The following is a 26202-nucleotide window of genomic DNA, read 5'->3' on the forward strand; positions in this document are numbered from 1 at the left end:
AGGACACCCGGATGAGCGACAAACCCGTCGGCATCGGCATCATCGGCTGCGGCGTGATCAGCGGCGCCTATCTGAAGGCGGCGGCGCATTTCCCGATCCTGCAGATGCGCGCCTGCGCCGACCTGAACCCGGAGGCGGCGCAGGCCAGGGCCGCCGAGTTCGGCATCGCGGCCTTGAGCATCGAGCAGCTGCTGGCCGACCCCGAGATCGAGATCGTGCTGAACCTGACCACGCCGCAGGCGCATGTGCCGGTCGGGCTGCAGGCGATCGCCGCCGGCAAGCATGTGCATTCCGAGAAGCCGCTGGCGGTCAGCGTCGCCGAGGGCCGCACGCTGCTGGAGGCCGCCAGGGCCAAGGGCCTGCACGTCGGCTGCGCCCCCGACACCTTCCTCGGTGCCGGACAGCAGACGGCGCGCGCCCTGATCGATGCCGGGCGGATCGGCCGGCCGGTCGCCGGCACCGCCTTCATGATGGTGCCGGGGCATGAGCGCTGGCACCCGAACCCGGACTTCTACTACGCCCGCGGCGGTGGGCCGCTGTTCGACATGGGCCCCTACTACCTGACCACTCTCGTCAACATGCTGGGACCGGTGGCGCGGGTGACCGGCACGGTCGCCGCCGCCTACACCGAGCGCCGCATCGCCAGCGGGCCGCGCGCCAGCCAGGTGGTGCCGGTCGATACCCCGACCCACATCACCGGCACGCTGGTCTTCGCCTCTGGCGCCGTGGTGACGATGGTGATGAGCTTCGACATCCCGGCCCACCGCCACGCGCCGATCGAGATCTATGGCGAGACGGCGTCGCTGAGCGTGCCCGACCCGAACACCTTCGGCGGCGAGGTTCTGGTCTCGCTCGACCGCACCGAGTGGAAAGCCGAGGCGACCGGCCACGCCTATGGCGACGGCAACTACCGGATCATCGGCGTCGCCGACCTGGCCCAGGCCATCCGCGCCGGCCGTCCGCACCGCGCCAATGCCGAGCTGGCCTTCCATGTGCTGGAGGTGATGGAGGCGGTGGAGCGGTCCGGCCGCGAGGGCCGGCCGATCGAGATCGAGAGCCGCTGCGACCGGCCGCAGCCGATGCCGGTGGAGCCCGCCTTCGGCCGGGCCGCCTGAGACGCGAGAGGGAGACGGAAGATGAGACAGGCGCTGATCGTCTGGGGCGGCTGGAACGGCCACACCCCGAAGGAATGCGCGGAGCTGGTGGCCGGCATGCTGCGCGGCGACGGCTTCGAGGTGTTCATCGAAGACACCACCGAGGCCTTTGCCGACCCGGCGCTGAAGGACATGCACCTGATCGTGCCGATCTACACCATGTCGACCATGGAGAAGGAGGAGGTGACCAACCTCTGCGCCGCGGTCGAAAGCGGGGTCGGCCTCGGCGGGTTCCACGGCGGCATGTGCGACGCCTTCCGCAACGAGGTGGCCTACCAGTTCATGACCGGCGGCCAATGGGTCGCCCATCCCGGCAACATCATCGACTATCGGGTGCGGGTGACCCGGCCGGACGACCCGGTGATGCAGGGGATCGAGGATTTCGACTACCGGTCCGAGCAGTACTACATGCATGTCGACCCGAACAACGAGGTGCTGGCCGAGACCACCTTCACCGGCGAGCACGCGCCCTGGATCGCCGGCCACACCATGCCGGTGGTGTGGAAGCGCCGGCACGGCGCCGGCCGGGTGTTCTACAGTTCGCTCGGCCACCGGGTGGAGGAGTTCGAGAACCGGTCGATGCGGACCATCCTGCATCGCGGCTTGCTGTGGGCCGCGCGGGAGGGCTGAGACAACCGCGCGCTTGCGCCTGTCACGAGGGAATCGGTAACACGAGGGCGGACCCACCACGCCGGACGAGCCCCTTGCCCGACGCCCGCCAGCCCGAGAACAAAAACGAACCCGGCGCGGTGCCGATCGCCGGCGCCGAACGCCGTCGGCGTTTCTCGGAGGTGCTGCAGGACCTGGCAGCAGGCGACCGCGAGCGCATCGCCATTGCCGACATCCTGACCGCCTTTGGTGACCGGGCCTTCGGCGCGCTGATGCTGGTCTTCGCCGCGCCCAACATCCTGCCGACGCCGCCCGGCACCTCCTCCATCCTCGGCGCGCCGCTGCTGTTCATCACCGCGCAGCTGATGATCGGGCGGCCCGTGCTGTGGCTGCCGCGGCTGATCACCCAAAGGTCGGTGGCGCGGGCCGATTTCGCCCGGCTGGTCGCACGCATGGTGCCGTGGCTGGCGAAGGCCGAAAGGCTGCTGCGGCCGCGCCTGTCGATCCTGATCGGCCCGGTGCCGGACCGTTTCATCGGCGCCGCCTGCCTCTTGCTGGCCATCGTCCTGTTCATGCCGATCCCGCTCGGCAACATGGTGCCGGCTCTGGCGATCTCGGCCTTCGCCATCGGCCTGATCGAGCGCGACGGCATCGCCGTCTCGGTCGGCTGGGCCGCCGCCGCCATCACGGCCGGCATCCTCGCCGCTGTCTCCGCCGCCCTCTGGGCCGCGCTGCGCGCCTTCCTGGAGACGCTGCTGGGCGTGACGATCTGATGTGAACCCAGGCGTAGACCTGAGGCAGCGACTCTGGCTTCGTCAGTACCCAAACTGTCATGCCCAGGCTTGACCCGGGCATCCAGAGATTGTCGAGACCCTCTGGATTGCCGGGTCAAGCCCGGCAATGACAACAAAGAGGCATGCGGCTCAAATGGCCCGGCGCGGTACCCAAGCCGTCTGTTCCTGCAGGTCGGCGATCCGGGTGACGACGCGAATGCACAGCGGCTCGCGCCGACCGCGGATCACCACCCGCTCGGCCCGGAAGGCCGACAGGTCGGCGCCGGCATGGTCGAGCAGGTCCTGCGAGACCACCAGCTCCGCCGCATAGCCCTTGCACAGCCCTTCCAGCCGGCTGGCGGTATTGACCGTGTCGCCGACCGCGGTCAGGCCCTTGACCCCGCCATAGCCCATCTCGCCGACGATGGCGGGACCGACATGCAGGCCGATGCCCATGCGCAGCGGCTCCTTGAGGTCGGAGGCCAGGGCCTCGTTCAGCTCGGCCAGCCGCGCCGCCATGCGTCGGGCGGCGTCAAGCGCCTGGCGGCTGCCGGCGTCGCGCCCGGCCTCGACCCCGAACAGGGCCATCACCCCATCGCCGATGAACTTGTCGACCCGGCCGCCCGCCCCCTCGATCGCCTGGCCCATGGCCGCGAAATAGCGGTTCAGCAGGAACACCACGTCATAGGGCAGGCGGTGCTCCGACAGCCGGGTGAAACCGCGCAGATCGGCGAACAGCACCGCGACCTCGCGCTCCTGGCCGTGGCGGTGGCCCGGCCCGTGGAAGCCGTCGCGCGCGGTCGCCGTCGGCGGCAGCAGCGGCGTCACCTCGAGATCCGTCACCGGCCGGATCTGGCAGGCCAGCCGTACCCCTTCCGGCGCGCCGATCCGCTGCAGCACGCGCGCCTCGTCGGCGGCGGGCGGCGGCAGGTGCTCGGCCCCCAGCCCGACCCGCACCCGGCAGGTCGAGCAGCGGCCGCGGCCGCCGCAGACCATGGCCTGCGGGATGCCGGCGGCGCGGATGATCTCCAGCGCCGTGGCGCCGGGGATGATGTCGAGCACCCTGGTGTCGCGGTAGTACAGCTTGGGCCCGCCGCGGCGGGCCCGGGCCGCGCGCAGGGCCGGCCCGGCGAAGGCGGCGAGGACGAGCGCCAGGATCGCAACCCGGGTCCACAGCGCCCCTTGGGCGGCGAAGGCCTGCGCCTCCGGCGTCAGCTTGATCGAACGGTGCAGGTCCTCGAGCCAGCCCGGCTGCATCGTCAGCGCCCGGACCTGCAGCCCGGCGGACACGAAGCCGGCCAGGCCGAGCGCCGGGATCAGCAGGGCGGCCGCGTAGAGATAGGGCAGCGCCTTCGGGTACCAGGGCTTGAGCCGCAGCCAGTAGTGCACGCCGATGCAGCCATGGCCCCAGGCGACCAGCACCAGCACGGTCTGCTGCAGGGCGATCAGCCCGTTCCCGGTCCACATCGCTGACAGCACGTAGCGGTAGGGCGTGCCGACGCCGAACCGTTCGAAGGCGACCACGGTGCCGAAGACATGCGCCGCCAGCAGCAGCGGCACGGCGAGGCCGAGCCCGAGCTGCACCGCCTGCCAGGGCTTCAGCCGGAAGTTGTGCCGCTGCCAGATCGACACCAGCGCGTTGGCGGCATGGATCAGGAAGGCGGCCGCGAGAACGGTCAGGCCCGGCTGCTTCTCCCATACCAGGATGAACAGACCGAGGCCGCGTTCCATCGCGTCCAGCGAGACCAGGCCGGCGGCGTGGTTGATCAGATGGGTGGCGAGGAAGGCGAGCAGGACCAGCCCGCTCGGCAGCCGCAGCTTTTGCAGCAATGCCCCGGCCCGCAGTCCGGGTGCCTCAACGCTGCGAAGGACGTCGGTCAGTTCAAGGGACCGGAATAGACCCAGGTCTCCACCGTGTCATGGGCGCGGAAGGCCGGGACCTCGGGATGATGATAGACGAAGACGCGGACCGCCGCCTCGAGCGCCACCGAGCGCGGCGCGCCGCGTGCCACCAGCTCGCTATAGGCGCGAGTCACCGCCTGCTGGCAGCGGCAGTCCGAGGCGCCGTCGGAAAAGGGCTGGTCGCCGAAGCCGCAGCCCTCAGGCCTTCTTTTTCCGGCCATAGAGTTCGAGCCTGTGATCGACGAGTTCGTAGCCGAGCCGCCGCGCGATCTTTTCCTTCAGCGCCTCCAGCTCCTGATCCTTGAACTCGATGACCTCACCGGTTTCAAGGTCGATCAGGTGGTGGTGGTGCTCGAGATTGACCTCGAAACGGGAGTAGTTCTCGTTGAAATCGTGCCGCTGCACCAGATTCAGCTCATCGAGCAGGTGCAGGGTGCGGTATACGGTCGCGATGCTGATCGACGGATCGATCTCGCGTGCCCGGTGGTACACGGTCTCGACCGACGGGTGGTCGAGCGATTCGGTCAGCACCTGCAGAATGACGCGACGCTGATCGGTCATCTTCAGGCCGGCGGAGATGCACCTCTCCTCGAGCGTCATGGCTCAAGCCCTCTTTAGCCGCGGAACCATTGGCGGATTTAGAGAGATTACAGATCGGCGCGGCGCTTGGCATCCGAAAATGCGCCGCAGCGCAGCGGGAGGACGGCGATGGAGATGAGCATCCACGGCTGGATCGCGCTCGGCATCGCCGTGGTCGGCATCATCGCCCTGAACCTCGGGCTGATGCATCTCGCCCGCAAGAAGCACGATTCCCATTACGACCCCGACGACGACGCGCCCTGAGCGGCGGCGGCCGCGGCCTCCGGCTGGTCGAGGCTGCGGGTCAGCACCATCCGGTGCGGGAACGGGATGTCGATCCCGAGTTCGTCGAAGCGCCGCTTCATCCGACGGTTGAACTCCCGCATCACCCCCCACTGCTTGATCGGCGGCGTCTTGATCCGGGCCAGGATGGTCACGGCGCTGTCGCCGAAACTGTCGAGGCCCATGATCTCGATCGGCGCCAGGATGTTCGGCGCCCATTCCGGATCGAGCTGCATTTCCCGGCCGAGGTCGCGCAGCACCTCGATCACGTGATCGACGTCCTGATTGTAGGCGACGCCGACCCGGAACACGGCGAAGGAGAAATCCTTGGTCATGTTGACGATGGAGGTGACCGAGCTGAACGGCAGGGTGTGGACCGCGCCGGTCTGGTCCCGCAGGCGTATGGTGCGGATCGTGATCCCCTCGACGACGCCGCTGTCGGACCCGATCTGGACCACGTCGCCGATCGAGATCGTGTCCTCGAACAGGATGAACAGGCCGGTGATGACGTCCTTCACCAGGGTCTGGGCGCCGAAGCCGATGGCCAGGCCGACCACGCCCGCGCCGGCCAGGAGCGGCGCGATGTTGAGCCCGATCTCGGACAGGATCATCAGGGTCGCGACGGTGATCAGCACCACCAGGAAGGCGTTGCGCAGGAGCGGCAGCAGCGTGCGCACGCGGGCGCTGCGCTGGACCAGGTTGCCGGAGGCGTCGTAGCGGTTGAGTTGATGCTCGATCAGTTGGCTGACCACCTCCCACGCCACCAGCGAGGCCACGACCATGAACAGGATCGAGCCGCCGCTGGAGAGGATGGACCGGCCGGTTTCGGTCTCCATCCAGGCGATGCCGCCGAGTTGCCAGACCTCGAGCAGCACCAGGACCACGAGCACCGCGACCAGGACCCTCCAGGCCGTATCGAGCATCGGCAGGTAGCGGTTGGCGCGCTGTTCGAGGCCAGGAAAGCGGTCCTTCAGCTCCGGCCCGATCGAGAAGGCGCGGTGGATCAGCCGCGGCCCGTAGACCGAGACGAGCCGCGCCAGGGCCAGGACCAGCAGGGTCAGGAGCGTGGCCCGGAGGATGAAGACGAAGCCGCCATTGATACCGAGCGCCCAGATCGCGAAGGTGACAATGACATAGGCGATGGCGACGAGATGCCAGACCTCGGCGAAGCGCCGTCGGGCGGAGCCGACCGCGCGGGTCACGCCGGCCTCTTCGCCCTCCGCCGCCCGGCGACGGCGCCCGCGCAGCCAGTCGGCGACCGGCTGCCGGTTCTGCAGGATCAGCACCACCACCATCGCCGCGACGGCCAGGCCGATCAGGTATTTGAGCGCGGCCAGGCTGCCGGCGGGAAGGCCCAGCACCACGGCGGTGGAGACCGCGAGATAGCCGAAGACCAGGAGGTAGATCAGCCGCTTGGCCCAGACATAGAGATAGCCGGCGGTCTCGTCGCCGACCCGCAGCAGCCGCAGGCCGGGATACTCCGGCGTCAGCACAAGGCGGATCAGCATCAAGGCCAGGCCGCTGATGATCACGGCGTTGACCAGCGCCAGCACCACGGTGCGGACGAACCAGGGCGGGTCGAGCACAACCGCCATCGCATAGGCGCCGAGCACGAAGGCGAGGAGCGGCAGGAATTCGAGCACCGCCCGGGCCAGAAGCAGCGGGATCTTGCCCCAGAGGGTGGTCGGAGCCCGCCGGTCCAGCGCCGCGATCGGCCGGCGCAGCACCAGGCGGACCAGCCAGCCGGCGGCGACACCGGCGAGGATGACGCCAGCCACGTTGAGGAAGACGGCCGCCCAGCGCGACCGGGCCGCCGGATCGGAGAGCTGGTCCTGGGTCCAGGTCGCCAGCTCCGGCAGCCGTGCCAGGGTGGCGCCGATCGCCGCAACGGCGCCGGTGACGTCCTGCACCTTGTCCGAGACCACGACCAGGGCCTGGCTGCCGACCGTCTCCAGCGCGCTGCGCTCCTCCGGCTGCGGCGCCTGGGCCTGCAGCAGCAGCTGCAGGCGGTCGATCAGCTCGGTCCGCGCCTTGTCGTCCTGCAGCGTGGCGATCAGCGCCTTGACCCGCTCGGGATCCGCCGGCCGATCGGCCGCGGTCTCCGGGGCGGTGGTGGATGTTCCCGGCACCTGGGCGGCGGCGAGGCCGGGCGCGAGCAGCAGAAGGAGAAGGAGCAGCGGGCGGAGAAGGCGGATCATCGGCTCGGGCCAGTTGTGGACGGGCGGCGGTCCGGATCGGCGTCGCGCTGGACGGCCGATCCGATCCTTCCCTTCCTGGCCCTCTGGATCAACCCATCCGTCGAGGCCATCTTGGAAACGTCCTCACGCGGAACGGCAGGCGGCCACGGCGGCCGGGCAAGGGAAGGCGAAGATGGCGGATGACGGTGACCTCGGCTCGGTCCGGCCGAAGCTGGTCGAGAGCAAGCGGCGCTGGGCGCGCGAGGGCCGGCTGCTGACCGGCGCCGCCGGCGATCCGGAGCGGGACCGGCTGCCGCCGGGCCAGCGCCTGGTGGAAAACTGGCCGGTGCTCGATCTCGGCGTGCAGCCGGAGATTCCGCTCGACAAATGGCGGCTGACCATCGACGGGCTGGTCGAGGCCCCGACGGTGTGGCGCTGGGACGACGTCCTGGCCCAGCCGGAGTTCGAGGACGTCTCCGACATCCATTGCGTCACCGCCTGGTCGCGCTTCGACAACCGCTGGCGCGGCGTCTCGGCCCGGCACCTGCTGTCGGTCGTGCGGCCGAAGCCGGAGGCGAGGCACGTCGTCTTTCACAGCTACGACACCTACACCACCAACGTCACCCTCGACGCCTTCGCCGAGGAGGACGTGCTGCTGGCCACGCATCACGACGGCGAGCCGATCTCGGTCGAGCATGGCGGGCCGCTGCGGGTGATCATGCCGCGATGGTACTTCTGGAAGAGCGCCAAATGGGTGAAGCGGATCGAGTTCACCGCCGCCGACCGCCCGGGCTTCTGGGAGGAGCGCGGCTATCACAACGAAGGCGACCCCTGGCGGGAGCAGCGCTACGGGTGATCCCTCCGCGCCACTCCTCCTCTTGTCATTGCCGGGCTTGACCCGGCAATCCAGAGAGCGTCGAGACCTTCTGGATGCCCGGGTCAAGCCCGGGCATGACAGGAAAAGGTGATGCCTCGGCGGCCTCACCGCGGCAGCAGGCTGCGCAGCGGCTCGGCGCCCGGGTTGCTCTTCTGCCCCTGGAAGATGATCCGGGCCGGGGTGCCGAAGCCGTAATAGGCGTCGTTCATGCCCTGGTCCTCACTGATCACGGTGCCGTCCAGCGTGCCGCCGGCGAACAGCCCCTTGTTCTGCGAGAAGGCGTACATGTCGGCGTTGGTGTTCAGGCCGGTCGAGGCGCCGACGCCGGCGCCGAGGGTGAACAGCGAGCCCGACAGGTCGGCGCCGACGGTGAAGCTGCTCTGCTCCACCGCCCGCAGGCCCTTGTCGGTCATGATCGTCAATACCAGCTGCGAGACCTGGCCGCCGATCTGCAGGCCGAGGGTGCCGCCGCCGATGCCGTAGAAAGCCGGGTAGCTCCAGTTCCCATCCGGCAGCCGGACCAGCATCACCGCATTGCCGCCGCGGCCGCCGACGATGAAGCCGCCGCGCAGCAGTTCCGGCGCGATCAGCACGGCCTTGGCGCCGCGGATGTAGCGCGGCAGCTGCGTCAGCTCCCGCGAGGCGAGCAGCGTCTGCAGCGCGATCCGGCTCTCATCGACCAGCAGCTGCGCCTCGCTCGGCGTCGCGGTGTTCGAGCCGCAGCCGGCGAGGACACCCGACAGCGTCAGCCCGGCGGCCGATGCGCCCGTCAGGCGAAGGAACATGCGGCGGTCGATCATGGCCGGGCCTCTCCTCAGATTCCGCATGAAGAATCGCGGTGTAGCGCACAACAATCAATACATCTTTTCCGTTCCAAATGGCAGATTCAGGGCAACGACCCGCCAGGCCTCGGCGCCGACCGAGGACCGGATGCGGTCGATCCGGGTCAGCGACAGCATGTCGATGGCGAGCCGCAACGCGCGATCGCCGTCGAGATCGAGGGCCAGCGCCGCCGCCGCGCGGATCGTGCCGGCATGGGCGACAGCGACGACGTCGCGGCCGGCATGGGTCTCGGAGAGGCGCCGGATCGCCGGCTGCACCCGGCGCAGCATCGCGTCGAAGCTTTCGCCGCCAGGCGGGGCATGGCCGGCCGGATCGGACCAGAACGGGTCGTCCGGCGGCAGCGCGCCATAGACCTCGCGGCTCGGCCGCCCCTGCCAGGTACCGAAATCCTGCTCGATCAATTCGGTCTCGATCGTGGGCGAGGCCGCCTCCCCCATCGCCGCCAGCAGCGCCGCCGCGGTGTCGCCGGTGCGCCGCAGCGGCGTGCGCAGCCAGACCGCCCCGTGCGGCAGCCGGGCGGCCAGGGCCGCGATCGCCGCCGCGTCGGCGGTGTCGGCCGGAAGGTCGAGCCGGCCGTAGAGCAGCTTGTCCGGATTCGCCACCGGGGCGTGGCGAATCCACCACCAGCGGGTCGTGCTCATGCCGCCGCCGCGGCGCAGAGCACCGCGGCCTCCGCCAGCTGCTGCGCGGCGCCGAGCACGTCGCCGGTCTGGCCGCCGATGCGCCGCCGCGCCAGTCCGGCCAGCGCCCAGCTGGCCAGCGCCGCCAGGGCCAGCGCCGCCAGGCCGTGCCGCAGCCCGAGCAGCAGCAGGGCGAAGCAGACAGCGAGGCCGAGGGCGGTGAGGACCGCCTCCGGCGGCGGCCGGCCGGCGCCGGCGCCGAGCCCGTCGGTCCGGGCGGCGGGAAGCCAAGCCAACAGGGCCGGCGCCGTGGCCCGCGACACCGCCCCGGCCGCGGCCAGCGCAGCCATCCCGGCCCAGGGGGCGCCAGCTGGGGGGACGGCCATCGCCGCCAGCGCCGCGGCGCGCAGCCCGACCGACAGCACCAGGGCCAGGGTGCCGTAGCTGCCGATGCGGCTGTCGCGCATGATCTCGAGCGTGCGGTCGCGGTCGCGCCCGGCGCCGAAGCCGTCGGCGACGTCGGACAGCCCGTCCTCGTGCAACGCCCCGGTCAGCAGCATCTGCGCCGCCAGCGCCAGCAGCGCCGCGACCAGCGGCGGCGCGCCGAGCCACAGCGCCAGCGCCCAGACCAGGCCGGCGGCGGCGCCGATGCCGGCCCCGGCCAGCGGAAAGATCCGCATCGACCGGGCCAGCGCGTCGGCCGGCGCGTCCTGCGGCCAGCGGATCGGCAGCCGGGTCAGGAAGCAGGCGGCGATGCGCAGGTCGCGCAGCAGATCGTCCATGCGGACCGGGTTAGCCCGCCGCACGGCGTGCGGCAAGCCGCCCGTTCATACCAAGCGGCGGATCGCCCGCTTCCGCCACACCAGCCGGTAGAAGGCGGCCTGGCCCGCGGCCATGACGATGAAGGCGACCGGATAGGCGATCCAGATGCCGTCGATGCCGATCCGGCGGCTGAGCAGCCAGGCCACCGGCACCTCGACGGCGAGGATGGCGAAGAGCGAGATTGCCGTCGGCGCCAGCACCGTGCCGCTGGCCCGCATCACCGCAGCGATCACGCCGGCGACGCCGAAGACGATGTAGCTCCACAGCGTGATGTGCAGCAGGTTCTGCGCCAGATCAATCACCGGCGGGCTGGTCAGGAACAGCCCCATCAGCGTGCGCGAGAACAGGTAGCAGACCGCCACCAGCCCGCCGGTGACGGCCAGGTTGAGCAGCAGGCCGGTGCGGGTGATGGCGCCGAGCCGGTCGACATGCCCGCCGCCGATCGCCTGGGCGCCGAAGATCGAGGCGGTGATGGCGATCGAGATCGCCGGGAACTGGACGTAGCTGACCACCTGGTTGACCGCGCCATAGGCGGCGGTGGCGTCGGAGCCGAAGCCGTTGACGAAGGACAGCACCGCGACCTCGGCCAGCGACACCAGCACCAGCTGCACGCCCGAGGGCAGGCCGATGCGCAGCACACCGGCGAGGATACGGGGGTCGATCCAGAGATGGCGCAGCAGGACGGCGTCCGGCGCCAGGGCGTGGCCGCGACGGCGGAGGTGGAAGGCCAGCCAGACCAGGGCGGCGAGGAAGGAGACGATCGACGCGTAGGCGCCGCTGAGCACCCCGACCTGCGGCAGCCCGGCCCAGCCGCGGATCAGCGCCGGGGTCAGGACCAGGCCGATCACCGTCTGCAGCGCCAGCACCAGGAGCGGCGTCACAGTGTCGCCGACGCCGCGCATCATCGAGGTCATCAGGATGAACACGAACAGCCCCGGCATGGCGATCAGCATGATCCGGGCATATTCGGTGGCGTCGGCCAGGATGTCGGCCGGCGTGCCGACCGCGGCCAGCAGCGGCCGGGTGAAGGCGCCGCCGAACAGCGCGACGACGAGACCGGCCAGGATGGTGACCGTGAGCGCGGTGCCGGCCACCGCCTTGACCTTCTCCGGCTCCCGCGCGCCACAGGCCTGGCCGATCAGCACCGAGGCGCCGGCGCCGAGGCCGATGATGAAGGAGATGAAGAAGAACAGGATCGGGAAGAAGGCCGAGACGGCGGCGAGCGCGCCGACCCCGATCATCTGGCCGAGATAGATGTTGTTGACGGTGCCGGACAACCCCTGCAGCACGTTGCTGAGCATCATCGGCCCAAGGAACAGCAGGAACGCCCTCCACAGGGGCGGCGCCGCGGCGACAGGGCCCGTGGCGGCCGCGCCGCGGCCAGTCGCGTTCGACATGATGATCCCCTTCAGGCCGTCTTCGCGGCGTCGAAAGCGGAGACGGCCAAGCGCCGGGCATGGTCGCGGATGTCGGCCGGCCACGCCTCGGTCAGCGCGACGAAGCGGTCGCGGTCCGGCGCGAACAGGGCGCGCGCCGCCTCCTCGAAGCCGGGCCGGTCGCCGGCCATCGCCGCCATGAAACGATAGGCGGCCTCCTGAGCCCGGCGGCTGCGGTCCTGCCCCTCGCCGGCCCGCCGCGCCTCCTCCACCAGGCGGCGCAGCGTCACCGAGGCGCCGCCGGGCTGGCGGGCCAGCCAGTCCCAGTGCCGCGGCAGCAGCGTCACCTCGCGGGCGACGACGCCGAGCTTCGGCCGGCCGGGGCCGCGCGGCGCCTCGGGCTCCGCCGCCCGCGGCAGGCGGGCCAGCACCTCGGCCTCGCTGCCGCGCAGGTCGAGCTCGACCGGCCGGCTGGTGGCGTCGTCGAAGACCAGGACCGGAATGGCATCGTCGCGATCGGCGGCCCGCTTCACCGCCAGCGCCACCTCGGCCAGCGGGCCGGAGGCGATGCGGCGGACGCCCTGGAAGGCGGTGCAGGTCGGGACGGACGGATCGGTGTTCTGGGTCACGGCGCCCCTCCCTGCGGCGCGATGGAAGCGGCGCTTTATACCCGGGTGAAAATGGCTCGTCAATTCCACCCGGGTAAAAATCGTCGCATTCGGGTTTCGGTGACGCCGGGCTCTGCGCTTATATAAATAGCCGTTCACTTACAAAGACGAGCCCATGCCCCGGCCCCGCACCATTCCCGACGAAGCCCTGCTCGACGGCGCCCTGGCGGTGATGCGCCGGGCCGGGCCGGAGGGCATGACCTTCGCCGCGGTGGCGGCCGAGACCGGGCTGTCGGCGGCGACGCTGGTGCAGCGCTTCGGCAGCAAGGCGGCGATGGTCCAGGCGGCGCTGCTGCGTGCCTGGGACCTGCTGGACGCCCGCACCGCCGCGGCCGATGCGGCGGCGCCACCGACCCCGCTTGGGGCGGTCGAGCTGCTGGTCGCGCTGTCCGGCGACTACGGCGAGGGCGACGCCTACGCCGAGGGGCTGCTGGTGCTGCGCGAGGATCTGCGCGACCCGGCGCTGCGCCGCCGCGGCGCCGCCTGGGGCGAGGCGCTGGCGGCGGCGCTCGGCCGGCGCCTGGCCGACGGCTCCGGCCCGCGGCCGGATCTCGGCCGGCTGATGGCGGCGCAGTGGCAGGGCGCGGTGCTGTGGTGGGGCTTCGAGCGCGGCCGCCGGCTGCCCGAGGCGGTGTCGGCGGAGCTGGAGGAATGGTGCCGGGCGGTCGGATCTCGCATAGACACCGAGCCCAGCAGACGGGCCGGAGCCGCCCCCTCACCCGAAATCGCTGGCGCGATTTCGACCTCTCCCCAAGGAGAGGTGTATGAGGCGCCGCGTCGATTCCCCTCTCCTCGGGGAGAGGGAGGGGCCCGACGCCGAAGGCGGCGGGAGGGTGAGGGGGATCCGGGCAATGCCGTCGGATAGCCAAGAATGGCTGGTATCAGAACCCCGATCGGCCGCCATCAGGCGCCGCCGCCGTTGCCGTCGGCGACCCGGCTGGGCAGCAGCTCGCCCGCGCGCTCCAGCACCGGATAGGCCGCGGCCGCCACGATATGGCCGTTGATCCGCTTCATGTCGCGCAGGATGTCGAGATGCAGCGCGCTGGTTTCCGCCGTGTCGCGGCGGCCGGCGCGCAGCCTCTCGAAATGCGACTGCGTCGCCGCCGCCTCGAGGTCGCGGAACGCCACCTTCTCATCGACCAGCAGGCGTGCGGCGCGGCGGTCGTCGGTCATGAACAGCGACGCCGCGATGCGCAGATTGGTGACGAGGCGCTCCATCATCGCCAGCAGCTCCGCCTCCCCCTCGGGCGAGAACATGAGCCCGCGCTTCAGCCGCTTCGCCGCATGCGGCAGCAGGTTGCTGTCGACCACGTCGCCCGCCTGCTCCATGTTCATCGCGAAGTTCAGGATCTCGTCGAGCCGGCGGTGGTCGGATTCGCTGAGCGATTCCGGGTCGATCGAGGTGAGATAGGTCTTGATCGCGGTGTTGAGGTGGTCGAGCACGTCATCCATCCGCCGCGTCTCGGCGATCAGCCTGCGGTTGCCCTTGTGCAGCGCGTCGCGGGCGCCGTGCAGCATCGATTCCAGCACGTCGGACAGGCGCAGCGCCTCGCGCGCGGCGCCACCGAGGGCGACGATCGGCGTCTCCCGCGCCGCCGCGTCGAGATAGAGCGGCCGCGACGGGTCGGCCGGGTCGACACGGCGCGGCAGCAGGCGCTGCAGCAGCGCCGCGTAGGGCGTGAGCAACGGGAAGAAGACGACCGCCAGCGCCAGGTTGAACAGGGTGTGGAAATCGGCCACGGCGCGGACGCTGTCGGTATCGATCATCGCCATCAGCTGGCCGATCGGGCCCAGCAGGGCCAGCGCCGCGACCACGCCGATCGCGCGGTTGACGAGATTGCCCACCGGCAGCCGCCGGGCGGCGGGATCGTCGCCCGACACCCCTTCGATCACCGGGTTGATCGCGGTGCCGAGATTGGCGCCCAGCACCAGGGCGAAGGCCGCTTCCGGCGGCACCACGCCGTTGGCGGCGAGCGACATCACCAGGAGCACGGTGGCGACGGAGGAATGCACCGCCCAGGTGAAGGCGGCGGCCAGCAGCACGTCGAGCACCGGCTCGCTCGAGATCGCGGCCACAAGCAGGCGCAGATTCGGCGCGTCCTCATAAGGCGTCATCAGCGTCAGCAGCTGGTGCAGCGCCATCAGCATCAGGCCGAGCCCGATGAAGACCCGGCCGAGGTCATGCGTCGGGGTGCTGCTGTCGCGGCGGAACAGCAGGAAGCCGATCAGGATCAGGACCGGCGCGGCGGCCGCCACGTCGAAGGACAGGATCTGCACGATCAGCGTGGTGCCGACATTGGCGCCCAGCATCACCGCCAGCGCCGGCACCAGCTCCACCAGGCCACCGGCGGCGAAGCCCGCCACCATCAGCCCGGTGGCCGTGCTGCTCTGCAGCACCGCGGTGACGCCGATGCCGGCGAGAAAGGCCCGGAACCGGTTCTTCAAGGCGCTGCCGAGGATGGCGTGCAGCTTCGGACCGAAGGTGCGCTGGATGCCCGTCTGCACCATATGCGTGCCCCACAGCAGCAGGGCGATGAAGCCGGCCAGGTCGATCAGGGTGATGGGAAGACTCATCCGCGGACCATCCTCGGGCCTCGAAAGGCAGTCGCCTCCGTTCTTGTCTTCACATAGCTTGGATCGGGCGGGCCGCGTCGAGGCCGGATGATCGGAACGGCGGGAACATTTGGATGGTTCCCGATTTGGTCGGGCCGATCAAGGCCGGGCGCGGTGGCGGAGGAAGGTGATGCCGGGCAAGAGGAAAGCCGTCCGCGTACAGCACGCGGCCCTGCCCTACCGGGTCGGGCCGGACGGCGTGATCGAGATCCTGCTCGTCACCTCGCGCGAGACGCGGCGCTGGATCATCCCGAAGGGCTGGCCGATCAAGGGGCTGAAGCCGTCCAAATCCGCCGCCCGCGAGGCCTATGAGGAGGCCGGGGTGCGCGGCGCGGTCGGGTCGAAGCCGATCGGCAGCTTCGTCTACGACAAATGGCTGGAGGAGGGGGTGAGCGTGCCCTGCGAGGTCAGCGTCTTCCCCCTGAAGGTCGAGCGGCAGCACAGAACCTGGCCCGAGCACCACGAGCGCGAGACCCGGTGGCTCGCCCCCGAAGAGGCGCTGGACCTGCTGGAGGAGCCGGGCCTGCGCGACCTGGTCGCCGGCTTCGTCCGCCGGCTGGCGGCGCCCAAGGCCGCCGAATGAGCCGCAGCCGGCTCGGACCGAGGCGGTTTTGACGGCGGGGCGCTTTGGTGGCAGGGTCCGCGCTTCCGCAACCGGACGCCCGCTATGAGCCAAATCCAGACGCCTTCGGCCCCGCCCGACACCCTCGACGAGATCCGCGCCCTGCTGCGCCACCTGCCGGGCCCCGACCTGGAGGCCGGCACGGCGGTGCGCGAGCGCGACCGCCAGCTGACCAAGCCACCCGGATCGCTGGGCCGGCTGGAGGAGCTGGCGGAGTGGATGGCGGTGTGGCAGGGCCGGCACCCGCCGCAGCTGCGCCGGCCGCGGGTGGCGGTGTTCGCCGGCAATCACGGCGTCGCCGTGGCCCAGGGCGTCTCCGCCTACCCGGTCGCGGTGACGGCGCAGATGGTGAAGAACTTCATCGCCGGCGGGGCCGCGGTGAACCAGCTGTGCCAGGCCGCGGACAGCGACCTGCGCGTCTACGAGCTGGACCTGGAGCACCCGACCGCCGACTTCACCATCGCCCCGGCGATGAGCGAGGCCGACTGCGTCCGCGCCATGGCCTACGGCATGATGGCGGTGGAGCCGGGCATCGACCTGCTGTGCCTGGGCGAGATGGGGATCGGCAACACGACCTCCGGCGCCGCCCTGGCCTGCGCCCTCTTCGGCGGCGACCCGGCGGACTGGGTCGGCCCCGGCACCGGCGTCGACGCCGCCGGCCTCGCGCGCAAGGCCGAGGTGGTGGCCAAGGGCATCGCCGCCCACGGCAAGGCGATGACCGACCCGTTCGAGGTGCTGCGCCATCTCGGCGGGCTGGAGCTGGCGGCGATCGTGGGCGCGGTGCTGGCGGCGCGGATGGCGCGCATCCCGGTGCTGCTGGACGGCTACACCTGCACCGCCGCGGCGGCGGTGCTGTGGGCTGCCGACCGGCACGCGCTGGACCATTGCCAGATCGCCCATGTCTCGGCCGAGCCGGGGCACCGCCGGCTGCTGGAGCGGCTGGACCGCAGCGCGCTGCTGGACCTCGGCATGCGGCTCGGCGAGGGGTCCGGCGCTGCGCTGGCAATCGGCCTGGTGCGCGGCGCCCTGGCCTGCCACGAGGGGATGGCGACCTTCGCCCAGGCCGGGGTCAGCAACAAGGACTGAAAGGCGGATCCGTCTTGAGCCCATTGATCCCGAAGGACCCGGCCTTTCGGGCCCGCATCCAGGCGAGCTTCGAAAAACAGGGGCTGATGCGCACCCTCGGTGCATCGATCCTGCACATCGCGCCGGGGGTGGTCGACATCGCGCTGTCGGCAAGCCCTTCGGTGTCGCAGCAGCATGGTTTCATCCATGCCGGCGCGGTGTCGGCCATCGCGGACACCGCCGCAGGCTATGCCGCGCTCACCCTCATGCCGCCGGGCGCCGGGGTGCTGACCACCGAGTTCAAGATCAACCTCCTGGCCCCCGCGGCGGGCGAGCGCATCGTGGCGCGGGGGCGCGTCGTCAAGGCCGGCCGGACGCTGACCGTGGCGCAGACGGAGGTCTTCGCCGAGACGGCCGGGACCCAGAAGCTGGTCGCGCTTCTCACCGCGACCCTGATGGCGATCGAGGGCCGGGACGGGGTGGCGGATTGAGGGGCCGGGCGGTAAGGTTCGGGCGCGCGCACCAGGCTGAGACCCGTCTTGAGCACCGATCGCGTGACCCGCAGGCTTGCCGCCGTCCTGGCGCTCGACATGGTCGGCTATTCCCGCCATGTCGAGGCCGACGAAGCCGGCACCATCGCCCGGCAGAAGGCGCATCGCCGCGAGCTGATCGAGCCGGCGCTGCGCAGCCATGGCGGCCGCGTGGTCAAGACCACCGGCGACGGCATGCTGGTCGAGTTCGGCAGCGTCGTCGACGCGCTGGACAGCGCGGTCCGGATCCAGCGCGCGGTCGCCGAGGCCGAGGCCGGGCAGCCGCCCGAGCGCCGCATCCAGTACCGCGCCGGCATCAATCTGGGCGACATCGTCATCGACGGCGACGACATCCTGGGCGACGGCGTCAACATCGCCGCCCGGTTGGAAGGCATGGCCGAGCCCGGCGGCATCTCGATCACCGCCAGCGTGTTTGACCAGGTGATCGGCAAGCTGGACCTGGCCTTCGACGACCTCGGCCAGCAGCACCTCAAGAACATCCAGAAGCCGGTGCGGGTGTACCGGGTGCGGCTGGAGCCGGCGGGTGGGGCCGCGGAGGCCGCGCCGGGGGCGGTCGGCGCCCCGGCCCGGCCATCGATCGCGGTGCTGCCATTCCAGGACATGAGCGCCGAGCGCGACCAGGAATACTTCGCCGACGGCATCGCCGAGGACATCATCACCGGCCTGTCGCGGCACCACGGTTTCCTGGTGATCGCCCGCAACTCCTCCTTCACCTACAAGGGCCGGGCGGTCGACGTGAAGCAGGTGGGGGCGGAGCTGGGCGTCCGCTACGTGCTGGAGGGCAGCGTGCGCAAGGGCGGCGACCGGATGCGGATCACCGCCCAGCTGATCGACGCCGTGACCGGCGCCCATGTCTGGGCCGAGCGCTACGACCGCCGGATCGACGACCTGTTCGCGGTGCAGGACGAAATCACCGACAGCATCGTCGGCGTGGTGGCGCCGGAGCTGATCGGCGCCGAGATGCGCCGCGCCCGGCGGCTGGACCCGGCCGCGATGGACGCCTGGGACTGCGTCATGCGCGCCGCCTGGCACACCTGGCGCCTGACGCCGGAGGACGGCGCCCAGGCCCGCACCTTCGCCGCCCAGGCGATCGCCCTCGACCCCGGCCTGGCCCGGGCCCGCTCCATCCAGACCATGTGCGACGTCTGGGACGTGCTGTTCGGGCGCAGCGCCGATCCCGGCCGGTCGCTGGCTGCGGCCGACGCGATGGCGCGCCAAGCGGTGGACCTGGATCCGCGCGACGCGGAGGCGCAGACGGTGCTGGGCATGGTCGCCCTGTTCCTGCGCCGCTTCGACGAGGCCGAGCGGCGGCTGGAGACGGCGCTGGCGATCAACCCGAACCTGGCCTTCGCCTATATGCTGGGCGGCGGCCACTACGCCCTGTCGGGCGAGAGCGAGAAGGCGCGGCAGGCGCTGCACACGGCGCTGCGGCTGAGCCCGCGCGACCCCGCCAACCACTGGTGTTACGCCTTCCTCGGCCTGGCCGCCTTCGCTGAGGGCGACGACGAGCGAGCGGCCGAGCAGGCGCGCCAAGCGCTCCACCTGTACCCGGCCCTCCCGGTGGCCCACCGGCTGCTGGCGGCGGCGCTGTCGGCGCTGGGCCGGACCGAGGAGGCGAAGGCGGCGTTGGCCGGCCTGCTGGCCGTGGCGCCCGGCGCCACCATCGCCAGCACCCGCGCCGGCGTGCCGTGGAAGCCGCCTGAGGTGATGCAGCGCTATCTCGACGCGCTGCGCCGGGCGGGGCTGCCGGAGTAGGGCGAGGAGAGCGGGCCTTTCCCGCTTCAGGAGGCCGGCCGCAACGCCGGCCTCCGCAAAGGGCACTCACCAGGCTGTTAGAGGATGAAATCCGCCGCCGTGAGGGTGTGCAGGCCATTCAGCCGGATCAGGAAGTCCGCGGCGCCTCCGTTTACATTACCGCGGACGAAGGTGTTGCCGCCGGATTGGACGAATCCCACCTCGCCCGGATCGTTCGGGAAGGCCAGTCCCACGAAGGTGAACGCCTGGTTGCCCGCGACCGTGGTGTTGGCGTCGATCTGTGAGAGGTCGACGAAATCGACGTCGCCGGCTTCGACGAAGTCGGTAATCACGTCGAAGCCGACGACCGGCGAGTCCGCGATGCTGGTGAACACGAAGCTGTCAGGCCCCGCCCCTCCGGTCATCAGGTCGGAGCCGAAGCCGCCCGTGAGCACGTCGACCCCCGCACCTCCCGACAGGGTGTCGTTTCCGGCGCCGCCCAGCAGGTCGTCGTCGCCGGCGCCACCGGACAGGACGTCATTTCCGAGACCGCCGCTGAGCGCGTTGTCGGCGAGATTACCCAGGATGGTGTTGTTCAGGGTGTTGCCCGTACCGTTGATCGCGGCGCCGCCGGTCAGGGTCAGGTTCTCGACCAGCGCATCGGCGACGAGGCTGAAGGTGATCGAGCTCTGGACCGTGTCGATTCCGGTGCCGGTCTCGTTCACATTGTCGCCGGCGGCGTCGACGACATAGGTGTCGTTGCCGTTGCCCCCCGTCATGACGTCGGCACCGGCGCCGCCGTCGAGCCGGTCGCTGCCCTCGCCTCCGCTCAGGCTGTCATTGCCGCCGAGGCCGAGGAGGGTGTCGTTGCCGCCCAGGCCGCTCAGCGTGTTGTTCGCGGCATTGCCCCGGATCACGTTGCTGAGGCCGTTGCCCGTGCCGACGAGCGCGCCGCCGAGCAGGGTCAGGTTCTCGACCAGTGCGTCGCCGACGAGACTGAAGTTGATGGAGCTCTCGACCGTGTCGATTCCGCTGCCGGTCTCGTTCACATTGTCGCCGGCGGCATTGACGACATAGGTGTCGTTGCCGTTGCCCCCGGTCATCAGGTCGGCGCCGGCGCCGCCGTCGAGCCGGTCGTTGCCCTCGCCCCCGTTCAGGCTGTCATTGCCGCCAAGGCCGAGAAGGGTATCGTTGCCGCCCAGGCCGCTCAGCGTGTTGTTCGCGGCATTGCCCCGGATCACATTGCCGAGGCCGTTGCCGATGCCGACCAACGCGCCGCCGAGCAGGGTCAGGTTCTCGACCAGTGCGTCGCCGGCCAGGCTGAAGTTGATCGAACTCTCGACCGTATCGATCCCGGTGCCGGTCTCGTTCACATTGTCGCCGGCGGCATTGACGACATAGGTGTCGTTGCCGTTGCCCCCGGTCATCAGGTCGGCTCCGGCGCCACCATTGAGCCGGTCATTGCCCTCGCCCCCGTTCAGGTTGTCGTTGCCGCCGAGGCCGAGAAGGGTATCGTTGCCGCCCAGGCCGCTCAGCGTGTTGTTCGCGGCATTGCCCTGGATCACGTTGCCGAGGGCGTTGCCGACACCGACCAGCGCGCCGCCGAGCAGGGTGAGGTTCTCGACCAGCGCATCGGCCGCGATGCTGAAGGAGACTGAGGCGTTGACCGTATCGATCCCGGTCCCGCCTTCGATGACATCGTCCGCGCCGTTGTCGGCGATATAGGTGTCGTTGCCGTCGCCGCCGATCAGGGTGTCGGCACCGAGACCACCGTTGAGGGTGTCGTTGCCGGCGCCGCCGATCAGGACATCATTACCGGCGAGGCCGAAGATGCTGTCGTTGCCGCCGCGCCCCCAGATGATGTCGGCGACGGCCGATCCGAAGAGGACGTCGTTTCCGAGAGTGCCGAAGATGGCAACCATGGTTTCCTCCCATTCAATCACTTCGATGAATGGCGGATGTCTCACCGGCGCGACCACGCGGTTCGCTGTCCGGGCGATACAGACCTCGGCAGCCGCGCGAGTGGATCCGCGCAGACAAAAAGGGGGTATGCCCCCTCAACGACTCGTGATTGCTCCGCGCAGGCCCTCAGCCCGCCTCATTGCGCGAAGCACGATCTGATGGGCGAACAAAACTCGCCGGTTTGTGGGATCGTGTTTCGCGGATGCAACAGATCCGGCCGCGGAGCGCGCAGATTTCGAGCGCACAACGGGAGATCCGATCTGTGCATATAGTGTTATCGTAACCTTTAGAATATCATTTAAAGGTTTCGGCGACAATATATTAATATCATTTCGTTTGAATCCTTGCCTTCGCATCACCGGAGGTGTCGGCTCGCGGAACACGGCGCGATGTCGATGTTCGCGTCTGCCGGACGACCAGGGGGCGGAACCAACGGAGGCCCGGGATGCGCTATCTGCTGATTGTCCATGTCGACCCCGCCCTGACCGGCCGGCTGTCGCCCGAGGAAGGCCGCGACCTCACGCGCCGCTGCATGGCCTATGACGACGAATACCGCCGCAGCGGCCACATCATCGCCTGCGGCCCGCTGGCCGCGCCGGAGACCGGCCGGATCGTTCGCCGCCGGGACGAGAAACTCTCGGTCACCGACGGCCCCTATGCCGAGACCAAGGAGCATCTCGGCGGCTTCATCCTGCTCGAGGCCCGCGACATGGACGAGGCCGTCGCCATCGCCGCGAAATCGCCGATGGCCGCCATGGGCAGCATCGAGGTGCGCGAGCAGCCGCCGATGGGGTGAGCGGGCGCCGCGGCGACGGCCCGAGAGACCGAGGTCACAGCGGGTTCGCTGATCGCAGACTACAATTCGCATGACTCGCATCAACTGAAGCAGGCGAGCCATGCCCCCGAACCGCAATCACACCCATGTCGCCGCGCCGGCGCGACCGCCGATGGAGCCGGCGGAGGGCGTCCGTCGCATCAAGCTCCCGCCGCACGGGATGACGGATCCGGTGACCTCCACGGACGACCTCCCGGTCATCGCTCATCTCGGCATTCCCCATATCGAGCCCCAGTCATGGTCGCTCCGGATCGACGGGCTGGTCGGACGGGCCCTCACGCTCGGTCTGGACGATCTGAAGGCCCGCCCGAAGACGGTGGTGGAGGCGGTGCACCAATGCTGCGGCAGCCCTTTCGAGCCGCACGTGCCGACCCGCCGCGTCGCCAATGTCCGCTGGGGCGGCGTTGATCTCGCCTCGCTGCTCGACGAGATCGGTGTCGACCCGAGGGCACGGTTTCTCTGGTCCTACGGGCTCGACGGCGGCGACTTCGCGGGAACCGCCTGCGACTGGTACCTCAAGGACCTGCCGCTCGAGCGGCTGTCGGCAGGCGGTGTCCTCATCACCTATGAGCTCAACGACGCGTCATTGCCCGCCGAGCACGGGTGTCCGGCGCGGCTCGTCATTCCCGGCTATTACGGCACCAACAGCGTCAAATGGCTGTGGCGGCTGCACCTCGCCGAGGATCGGGCGGACGGTCTCTTCGCGACCACCCTCTACAACGATGCGAGCGACGCGGCGGACATCGCCGCCGGCAGGCCTGCGCGGCGCCCGGTCTGGGCGATCGCACCGGAGGCGATCATCGTGGCGCCGGCGCCCGACACGGTGGTTGCGGCGGACGAGCCCGCCGAGATCTGGGGCTGGAGCTGGTCCTTCCGCGGCATCGCGCGCGTCGAGATCAGCGTCGATGGCGGCACGAGCTATCGGCAGGCGGCCCTCGAGCCGAGGCGCGGCTGGGCCTGGCAGCGCTTTTCGTTGCCGTGGCAGCCCGCCGATCGAGGCACCCTGCAGCTCTGTGCCCGCGCCTTCGACGCCGAGGGGGCGACACAGCCGGAAGAGGGGGCGCGCAACGCGATCCACAGGGTGCAGGTCGCCGTACGGTGAGCGGAGAGCCGGCGGCCTATGCCTTGCCTGCCTTCCGGGCCCGGACCTTGTCCGGCAGGCCGTCATGGTCGCCCATCGGGCGTGGCGGTACGTCGTCCCACCAGTCGGTCCGCATCGGCTTCCGTTCCCGGTTGCGCGGATAATAGATGCGGTTCTCCGGCTTCGACGTCTCGCCGACGACCAGCAGCCGCACCTCGGACTCGGTGTTGTTGATGAAGGTGTGGCACTGGCCGGTGCCGGCCGGGAAGCCGACCGCGTCGCCGGGCTCGAGGCGGTGCAGCACGCCGTCGAGCCAGACATCGGGCGTGCCCTCGATGACGTAGACGAACTCCTCTTCATGGCTCTCGGCATGCGGGTAGGAGGTGCGGCGCCCGGGCGGCAGCCGCTCGTGATGGATGCCGATGCGGGTCAGGCCGAAATGCCGGCCGAAGGGCGCGCCGATGCTGAGCCGCTCGTCGTCGCCGCGGTAGGTATGGTCGTCCGGCCCTTCGATCTCGGTCCAATGCGCGATGCAGGACGGGCGGTCCGTCGGTGCCATGATCCCTCCCCAAGGCGAAACAAGATCGGCCGAGGCTAGCCGAGCCCCGCCGCCGATGCCATGTCGCTGACAGATTCGCCGCCGAGCCTCGGGGATCATGAGCCGACAGACCTCACGCCGCCGCCTCCTCGCCCTTCTGCCCGCGGGGGTGCTCGCCGGCTGCGCCGCGCCGCTCCTCGGCCCGCCGCCGCCCCGGGTCCGCATCGTCGACCTGCGGCCCGTGGACGCCACGATGTTCGAGCAGCGCTGGGAGGCGCTGCTGTGGGTCGAGGAGCAGGCGGGCACCGGACTGCAGGTCGACGCCATGACCGCAACGATCGAGCTGAACGGGCGGGAGTTCGGCAGCGGCCGCAGCAACCGTCCCTTCCTGCTGCCGGCCCGCGGCGAGCAGGAGGTCGTGGTGCCGCTGCGCGGCTCCGGCCTCGGCCTGGTCGACCAGCTGGCGACGATCGGCCGCCGCGGCGAGCTGAAATGGCGGGTCGAGGGCGTGTTCCTGAGCGCCGGCCGCCATATCCCCTATCGCGACGAAGGCACGGTGTTCTCGCTGCGCGATACGCTGAGGGACTCGCTGCTGCCGTTCTGAGAGCCCAGAGACGTCTCGCTTGTCTCCAGACAATGTCCCGGTTGACCGGGACAATCGGCAGCCCGGATGCTGGCAATCTTCGCTGCCGACCGGAGCGCCGACCATGTTCGACCTGTCCGATCTCGACGCCGCCGCCCGTGTGGTGCACGCGGCCATGCCGCCGACGCCGCAATTCGCCTGGCCGCTGCTGGCCGCACGCACGGGCTGCGAGGTCTGGGTCAAGCACGAGAACCACACGCCGACCGGCGCCTACAAGGCGCGCAACGGCATCGTCTATATCGATGCGCTGCGCCGCCGCCGGCCGGAGATCCGCGGCATCGTCACGGCGACGCGCGGCAATCACGGCCAGAGCCTGCCCTTCGCCGCGCGCGGCACCGGCCTCGCCGTCACCGTCGTCGTGCCGCACGGCAACTCGGTCGAGAAGAACGCCGCCATGCGCGCCTTCGGGGCGGAGCTGGTGGAGCACGGCCGCGACTTCGACGAGGCCTACGATCACGCCCGGCGGCTGGCCGGGGAGCGCGGGCTGGAGATGGCTCCGGCCTTCCATCCGGACCTGATGCGCGGTGCCGCGACCTATGCGCTGGAGCTGTTCCGGGCGGTGGCGGAGCTCGACACCGTCTATGTGCCGATCGGCATGGGGTCGGGCATCTGCGGCCTGATCCGCACCCGCGACCTGCTTGGCCTGAGGACCCGGATCGTTGGCGTCGTCTCCACCGAGGCGCCGGCGATGGCGCTGTCGGTCGAGGCCGGACGGGTGGTGACGACCGAGACCGCCGACACCTTCGCCGACGGCGTCGCCTGCCGGGTGCCGGACCCCGGGGCCTTCGCCATCATCCGTGCCGGCGCCGAGCGGATCGTCCGGGTGACCGACGAGGAGATCGCCGCGGCCCTGCGCGCCTACTGGACCGACACCCACAACCTGGCCGAAGGCGCCGCCGCGGCACCCCTGGCGGCGCTGCTGCAGGAGCGCGAGCGGATGCGGGGCCGGCGCGTCGGCCTGATCCTGACCGGCGGCAATATCGACCTCGCCGTCGCCCGGCGGGTGCTGGCGGAAGGGTGAGGGTCGGCGCGGCGGGGGCTACTGTCCCGGCGACCGGCTCAGGGTCTTGATCGGGCCGCGGGGCCGGCCCGACATCTCCGCGATCTTGCGGTCCTGGGCCTCGATGAAGGCGCGGACGGGAGCGTCGCCGTCCAGCCCGTCGGCCTCGGTCCGCGGAACCTTGCGGTTCGAGCTCAAGGAGCCGTCCTGGTAGACGACATCGAACAGCACGAAGGTGCTGTCGTTGGATTGCTTCTTCCGGGCCATCGCGGCTCTCCGGTGACGGTTCTGGTCAGGACGGCTCGGTCTCGTCGTCCGGCGACGCTGCCTCGCCCTCCCGGGCGGCCTTGCGGCGGGCGGTCTCCTCCTCCCGGCGCTGCAGCTTTTCCTGCTTCTTCTGTTCCTTGGCGCGACTGCGATCGTTGCGCTGCTGGTTGTAGTTCGGCTTGAACGGCATCGCGGCCCTCCATTCCCGCGGCGCGGCGCGCCTTGGTTAGCCCCACGACCAAGGGCCGCCCGGACGGGTCCGGACGGCCCTCGACGCGGAGCATCAGGGGTGGATCAGACGGCCTTCAGATTCTCCGCCGAGGTCTTGTTGCGCTTGGGATCGCGCTGCTCCTCGTAGGAGATCTTCTGGCCTTCGTTCAGGCCCCGCAGGCCGGCGCGCTCGACGGCGGAGATGTGGACGAAGACGTCAGCGCCGCCGTTCTCCGGCTGAATGAAGCCGAAACCCTTGGTGCTGTTGAACCATTTCACGGTGCCGATGGGCATCGTTCTGCCTCCTAGGCATGGGGTTGCCCCGCGCGGAATTGCGCGGCGCATCAGACGGTTGCCGAGAAGGCAGCGATCCTGGCTGCAACCAAAGGCAGGCCGGGC

Annotated in this window: 29 protein-coding genes; 14 read left to right on the forward strand and 15 right to left on the reverse strand. The window is 70.5% G+C overall.

The genetic code is table 11. The annotated features are described in order from the left end of the window. Positions 1–11 precede the first annotated feature (11 nt). The 3 genes from KXR53_RS24225 (at position 12) to KXR53_RS24235 (ending at position 2536) form a co-directional block, all read left to right on the forward strand. Positions 12–1115, forward strand: coding sequence for a Gfo/Idh/MocA family protein (locus KXR53_RS24225; RefSeq protein WP_437377851.1), 1104 nt, complete (start codon positions 12–14; stop codon positions 1113–1115). A 21-nt stretch (positions 1116–1136) separates the two neighbouring features. Next, positions 1137–1784: a ThuA domain-containing protein gene (locus KXR53_RS24230; RefSeq protein ID WP_437377852.1), complete on the forward strand. Its 648-nt coding sequence runs from the start codon at positions 1137–1139 to the stop codon at positions 1782–1784. Between the two features lie 74 nt (positions 1785–1858). Further along, positions 1859–2536: an exopolysaccharide biosynthesis protein gene (locus KXR53_RS24235; RefSeq protein WP_437377853.1), complete on the forward strand. Its 678-nt coding sequence runs from the start codon at positions 1859–1861 to the stop codon at positions 2534–2536. Positions 2537–2686: 150 nt separating this feature from the next. Here the strand turns inward: KXR53_RS24235 and KXR53_RS24240 are convergent, their stop codons facing one another. The 3 genes from KXR53_RS24240 to KXR53_RS24250 are packed head-to-tail and all read right to left on the reverse strand — an operon-like array spanning position 2687 to position 5038. Continuing rightward, positions 2687–4366: an adenylate/guanylate cyclase domain-containing protein gene (locus KXR53_RS24240; protein WP_437377854.1), complete on the reverse strand. Its 1680-nt coding sequence runs from the start codon at positions 4364–4366 to the stop codon at positions 2687–2689. Positions 4367–4413: 47 nt separating this feature from the next. Beyond that, a complete protein-coding gene (locus KXR53_RS24245) occupies positions 4414–4659 on the reverse strand; it encodes a hypothetical protein (protein ID WP_437377855.1) in 246 nt (81 codons plus the stop codon). Beyond that, positions 4637–5038, reverse strand: a complete 402-nt coding sequence (locus KXR53_RS24250) for a Fur family transcriptional regulator (RefSeq protein WP_026869519.1) — start codon at positions 5036–5038, stop codon at positions 4637–4639. The genes KXR53_RS24245 and KXR53_RS24250 overlap by 23 nt, the downstream gene beginning before the upstream one ends. A gap of 108 nt (positions 5039–5146) precedes the next feature. Here KXR53_RS24250 and KXR53_RS24255 point away from each other — a divergent pair, with 108 nt between their 5' ends. After that, positions 5147–5281, forward strand: a complete 135-nt coding sequence (locus tag KXR53_RS24255) for a hypothetical protein (RefSeq protein WP_437377856.1) — start codon at positions 5147–5149, stop codon at positions 5279–5281. On the opposite strand, the gene KXR53_RS24260 is transcribed toward KXR53_RS24255, so the two are convergent. Beyond that, positions 5254–7497 carry a mechanosensitive ion channel domain-containing protein gene (locus KXR53_RS24260; protein WP_437377857.1) on the reverse strand — a complete coding sequence of 748 codons (2244 nt, stop codon included), beginning with the start codon at positions 7495–7497 and terminating at the stop codon, positions 5254–5256. The two genes, KXR53_RS24255 and KXR53_RS24260, sit on opposite strands and share 28 nt — an antisense overlap. A 172-nt stretch (positions 7498–7669) precedes the next feature. Between KXR53_RS24260 and KXR53_RS24265 the strand changes: the two genes are divergently transcribed. Then, positions 7670–8332: a sulfite oxidase-like oxidoreductase gene (locus tag KXR53_RS24265; RefSeq protein WP_437377858.1), complete on the forward strand. Its 663-nt coding sequence runs from the start codon at positions 7670–7672 to the stop codon at positions 8330–8332. A 125-nt stretch (positions 8333–8457) separates the two neighbouring features. On the opposite strand, the gene KXR53_RS24270 is transcribed toward KXR53_RS24265, so the two are convergent. From KXR53_RS24270 to KXR53_RS24290, 5 genes are read right to left on the reverse strand one after another with little or no spacing between them, the layout of a single operon-like run. Next, entirely contained in the window at positions 8458–9153 is a 696-nt protein-coding gene (locus KXR53_RS24270; protein WP_437377859.1) for a YSC84-related protein, read from the reverse strand. Between the two features lie 54 nt (positions 9154–9207). Continuing rightward, positions 9208–9837 carry a histidine phosphatase family protein gene (locus KXR53_RS24275; protein WP_437377860.1) on the reverse strand — a complete coding sequence of 210 codons (630 nt, stop codon included), beginning with the start codon at positions 9835–9837 and terminating at the stop codon, positions 9208–9210. Beyond that, the gene (gene cobS, locus KXR53_RS24280) at positions 9834–10598 is read right to left on the reverse strand and encodes an adenosylcobinamide-GDP ribazoletransferase (protein WP_437377861.1); all 765 of its coding nucleotides are present in this window, start codon (positions 10596–10598) and stop codon (positions 9834–9836) included. The genes KXR53_RS24275 and cobS overlap by 4 nt, the downstream gene beginning before the upstream one ends. Positions 10599–10643: 45 nt before the next feature. Then, positions 10644–12035, reverse strand: coding sequence for an MATE family efflux transporter (locus KXR53_RS24285; RefSeq protein WP_437377862.1), 1392 nt, complete (start codon positions 12033–12035; stop codon positions 10644–10646). Positions 12036–12046: 11 nt separating this feature from the next. Beyond that, complete coding sequence (locus tag KXR53_RS24290) at positions 12047–12643, reverse strand: DUF2239 family protein (RefSeq protein WP_437377863.1); 597 nt, start codon at positions 12641–12643, stop codon at positions 12047–12049. 154 nt (positions 12644–12797) lie between these two features. Here KXR53_RS24290 and KXR53_RS24295 point away from each other — a divergent pair, with 154 nt between their 5' ends. Then, on the forward strand, positions 12798–13547 hold the full coding sequence (locus KXR53_RS24295; protein WP_437377864.1) for a TetR/AcrR family transcriptional regulator: 750 nt from the start codon (positions 12798–12800) through the stop codon (positions 13545–13547). Between the two features lie 38 nt (positions 13548–13585). Here KXR53_RS24295 and KXR53_RS24300 read toward each other — a convergent pair whose 3' ends face one another. Further along, positions 13586–15256 (reverse strand): Na/Pi cotransporter family protein, encoded by a 1671-nt coding sequence (locus KXR53_RS24300; RefSeq protein WP_437377865.1) that lies wholly within the window; start codon positions 15254–15256, stop codon positions 13586–13588. A gap of 169 nt (positions 15257–15425) precedes the next feature. Between KXR53_RS24300 and KXR53_RS24305 the strand changes: the two genes are divergently transcribed. From KXR53_RS24305 to KXR53_RS24320, 4 genes are all read left to right on the forward strand, one after another. Beyond that, positions 15426–15878, forward strand: coding sequence for an NUDIX hydrolase (locus KXR53_RS24305; RefSeq protein ID WP_437377866.1), 453 nt, complete (start codon positions 15426–15428; stop codon positions 15876–15878). Positions 15879–15962: 84 nt separating this feature from the next. Beyond that, positions 15963–17003, forward strand: coding sequence for a nicotinate-nucleotide--dimethylbenzimidazole phosphoribosyltransferase (cobT, locus tag KXR53_RS24310; protein ID WP_437377868.1), 1041 nt, complete (start codon positions 15963–15965; stop codon positions 17001–17003). A gap of 14 nt (positions 17004–17017) precedes the next feature. Further along, positions 17018–17473, forward strand: a complete 456-nt coding sequence (locus KXR53_RS24315; protein WP_437377869.1) for a PaaI family thioesterase — start codon at positions 17018–17020, stop codon at positions 17471–17473. Positions 17474–17521: 48 nt separating this feature from the next. Next, positions 17522–19288, forward strand: a complete 1767-nt coding sequence (locus KXR53_RS24320) for an adenylate/guanylate cyclase domain-containing protein (RefSeq protein ID WP_437377871.1) — start codon at positions 17522–17524, stop codon at positions 19286–19288. 77 nt (positions 19289–19365) lie between these two features. On the opposite strand, the gene KXR53_RS24325 is transcribed toward KXR53_RS24320, so the two are convergent. Continuing rightward, positions 19366–21189: a calcium-binding protein gene (locus tag KXR53_RS24325; protein WP_437377872.1), complete on the reverse strand. Its 1824-nt coding sequence runs from the start codon at positions 21187–21189 to the stop codon at positions 19366–19368. Positions 21190–21674: 485 nt separating this feature from the next. Between KXR53_RS24325 and KXR53_RS24330 the strand changes: the two genes are divergently transcribed. After that, positions 21675–22025 (forward strand): YciI family protein, encoded by a 351-nt coding sequence (locus tag KXR53_RS24330; RefSeq protein ID WP_437377873.1) that lies wholly within the window; start codon positions 21675–21677, stop codon positions 22023–22025. Between the two features lie 100 nt (positions 22026–22125). Beyond that, positions 22126–23166, forward strand: coding sequence for a molybdopterin-dependent oxidoreductase (locus tag KXR53_RS24335; protein ID WP_437377874.1), 1041 nt, complete (start codon positions 22126–22128; stop codon positions 23164–23166). Between the two features lie 16 nt (positions 23167–23182). On the opposite strand, the gene KXR53_RS24340 is transcribed toward KXR53_RS24335, so the two are convergent. Beyond that, positions 23183–23704, reverse strand: coding sequence for a cupin domain-containing protein (locus KXR53_RS24340; RefSeq protein WP_437377875.1), 522 nt, complete (start codon positions 23702–23704; stop codon positions 23183–23185). Positions 23705–23801: 97 nt separating this feature from the next. On the opposite strand from KXR53_RS24340, the gene KXR53_RS24345 reads away from it, so the two are divergent. Both KXR53_RS24345 and KXR53_RS24350 read left to right on the forward strand, forming a co-directional pair. Further along, positions 23802–24287, forward strand: coding sequence for an LEA type 2 family protein (locus KXR53_RS24345; protein ID WP_437377877.1), 486 nt, complete (start codon positions 23802–23804; stop codon positions 24285–24287). A 103-nt stretch (positions 24288–24390) separates the two neighbouring features. After that, positions 24391–25347, forward strand: coding sequence for a threonine dehydratase (locus tag KXR53_RS24350; protein WP_437377878.1), 957 nt, complete (start codon positions 24391–24393; stop codon positions 25345–25347). Between the two features lie 18 nt (positions 25348–25365). On the opposite strand, the gene KXR53_RS24355 is transcribed toward KXR53_RS24350, so the two are convergent. From KXR53_RS24355 to KXR53_RS24365, 3 genes are all read right to left on the reverse strand, one after another. Beyond that, positions 25366–25593 carry a hypothetical protein gene (locus KXR53_RS24355; RefSeq protein ID WP_437377879.1) on the reverse strand — a complete coding sequence of 76 codons (228 nt, stop codon included), beginning with the start codon at positions 25591–25593 and terminating at the stop codon, positions 25366–25368. Positions 25594–25618: 25 nt separating this feature from the next. Continuing rightward, positions 25619–25783, reverse strand: a complete 165-nt coding sequence (locus KXR53_RS24360) for a hypothetical protein (protein ID WP_437377881.1) — start codon at positions 25781–25783, stop codon at positions 25619–25621. A 104-nt stretch (positions 25784–25887) separates the two neighbouring features. Further along, positions 25888–26097 (reverse strand): cold-shock protein, encoded by a 210-nt coding sequence (locus tag KXR53_RS24365; protein ID WP_437377882.1) that lies wholly within the window; start codon positions 26095–26097, stop codon positions 25888–25890. Positions 26098–26202: the final 105 nt, after the last annotated feature.

It is taken from the genome of Inquilinus limosus (assembly GCF_051487185.1).
Lineage (GTDB): Bacteria > Pseudomonadota > Alphaproteobacteria > DSM-16000 > Inquilinaceae > Inquilinus > Inquilinus limosus_F.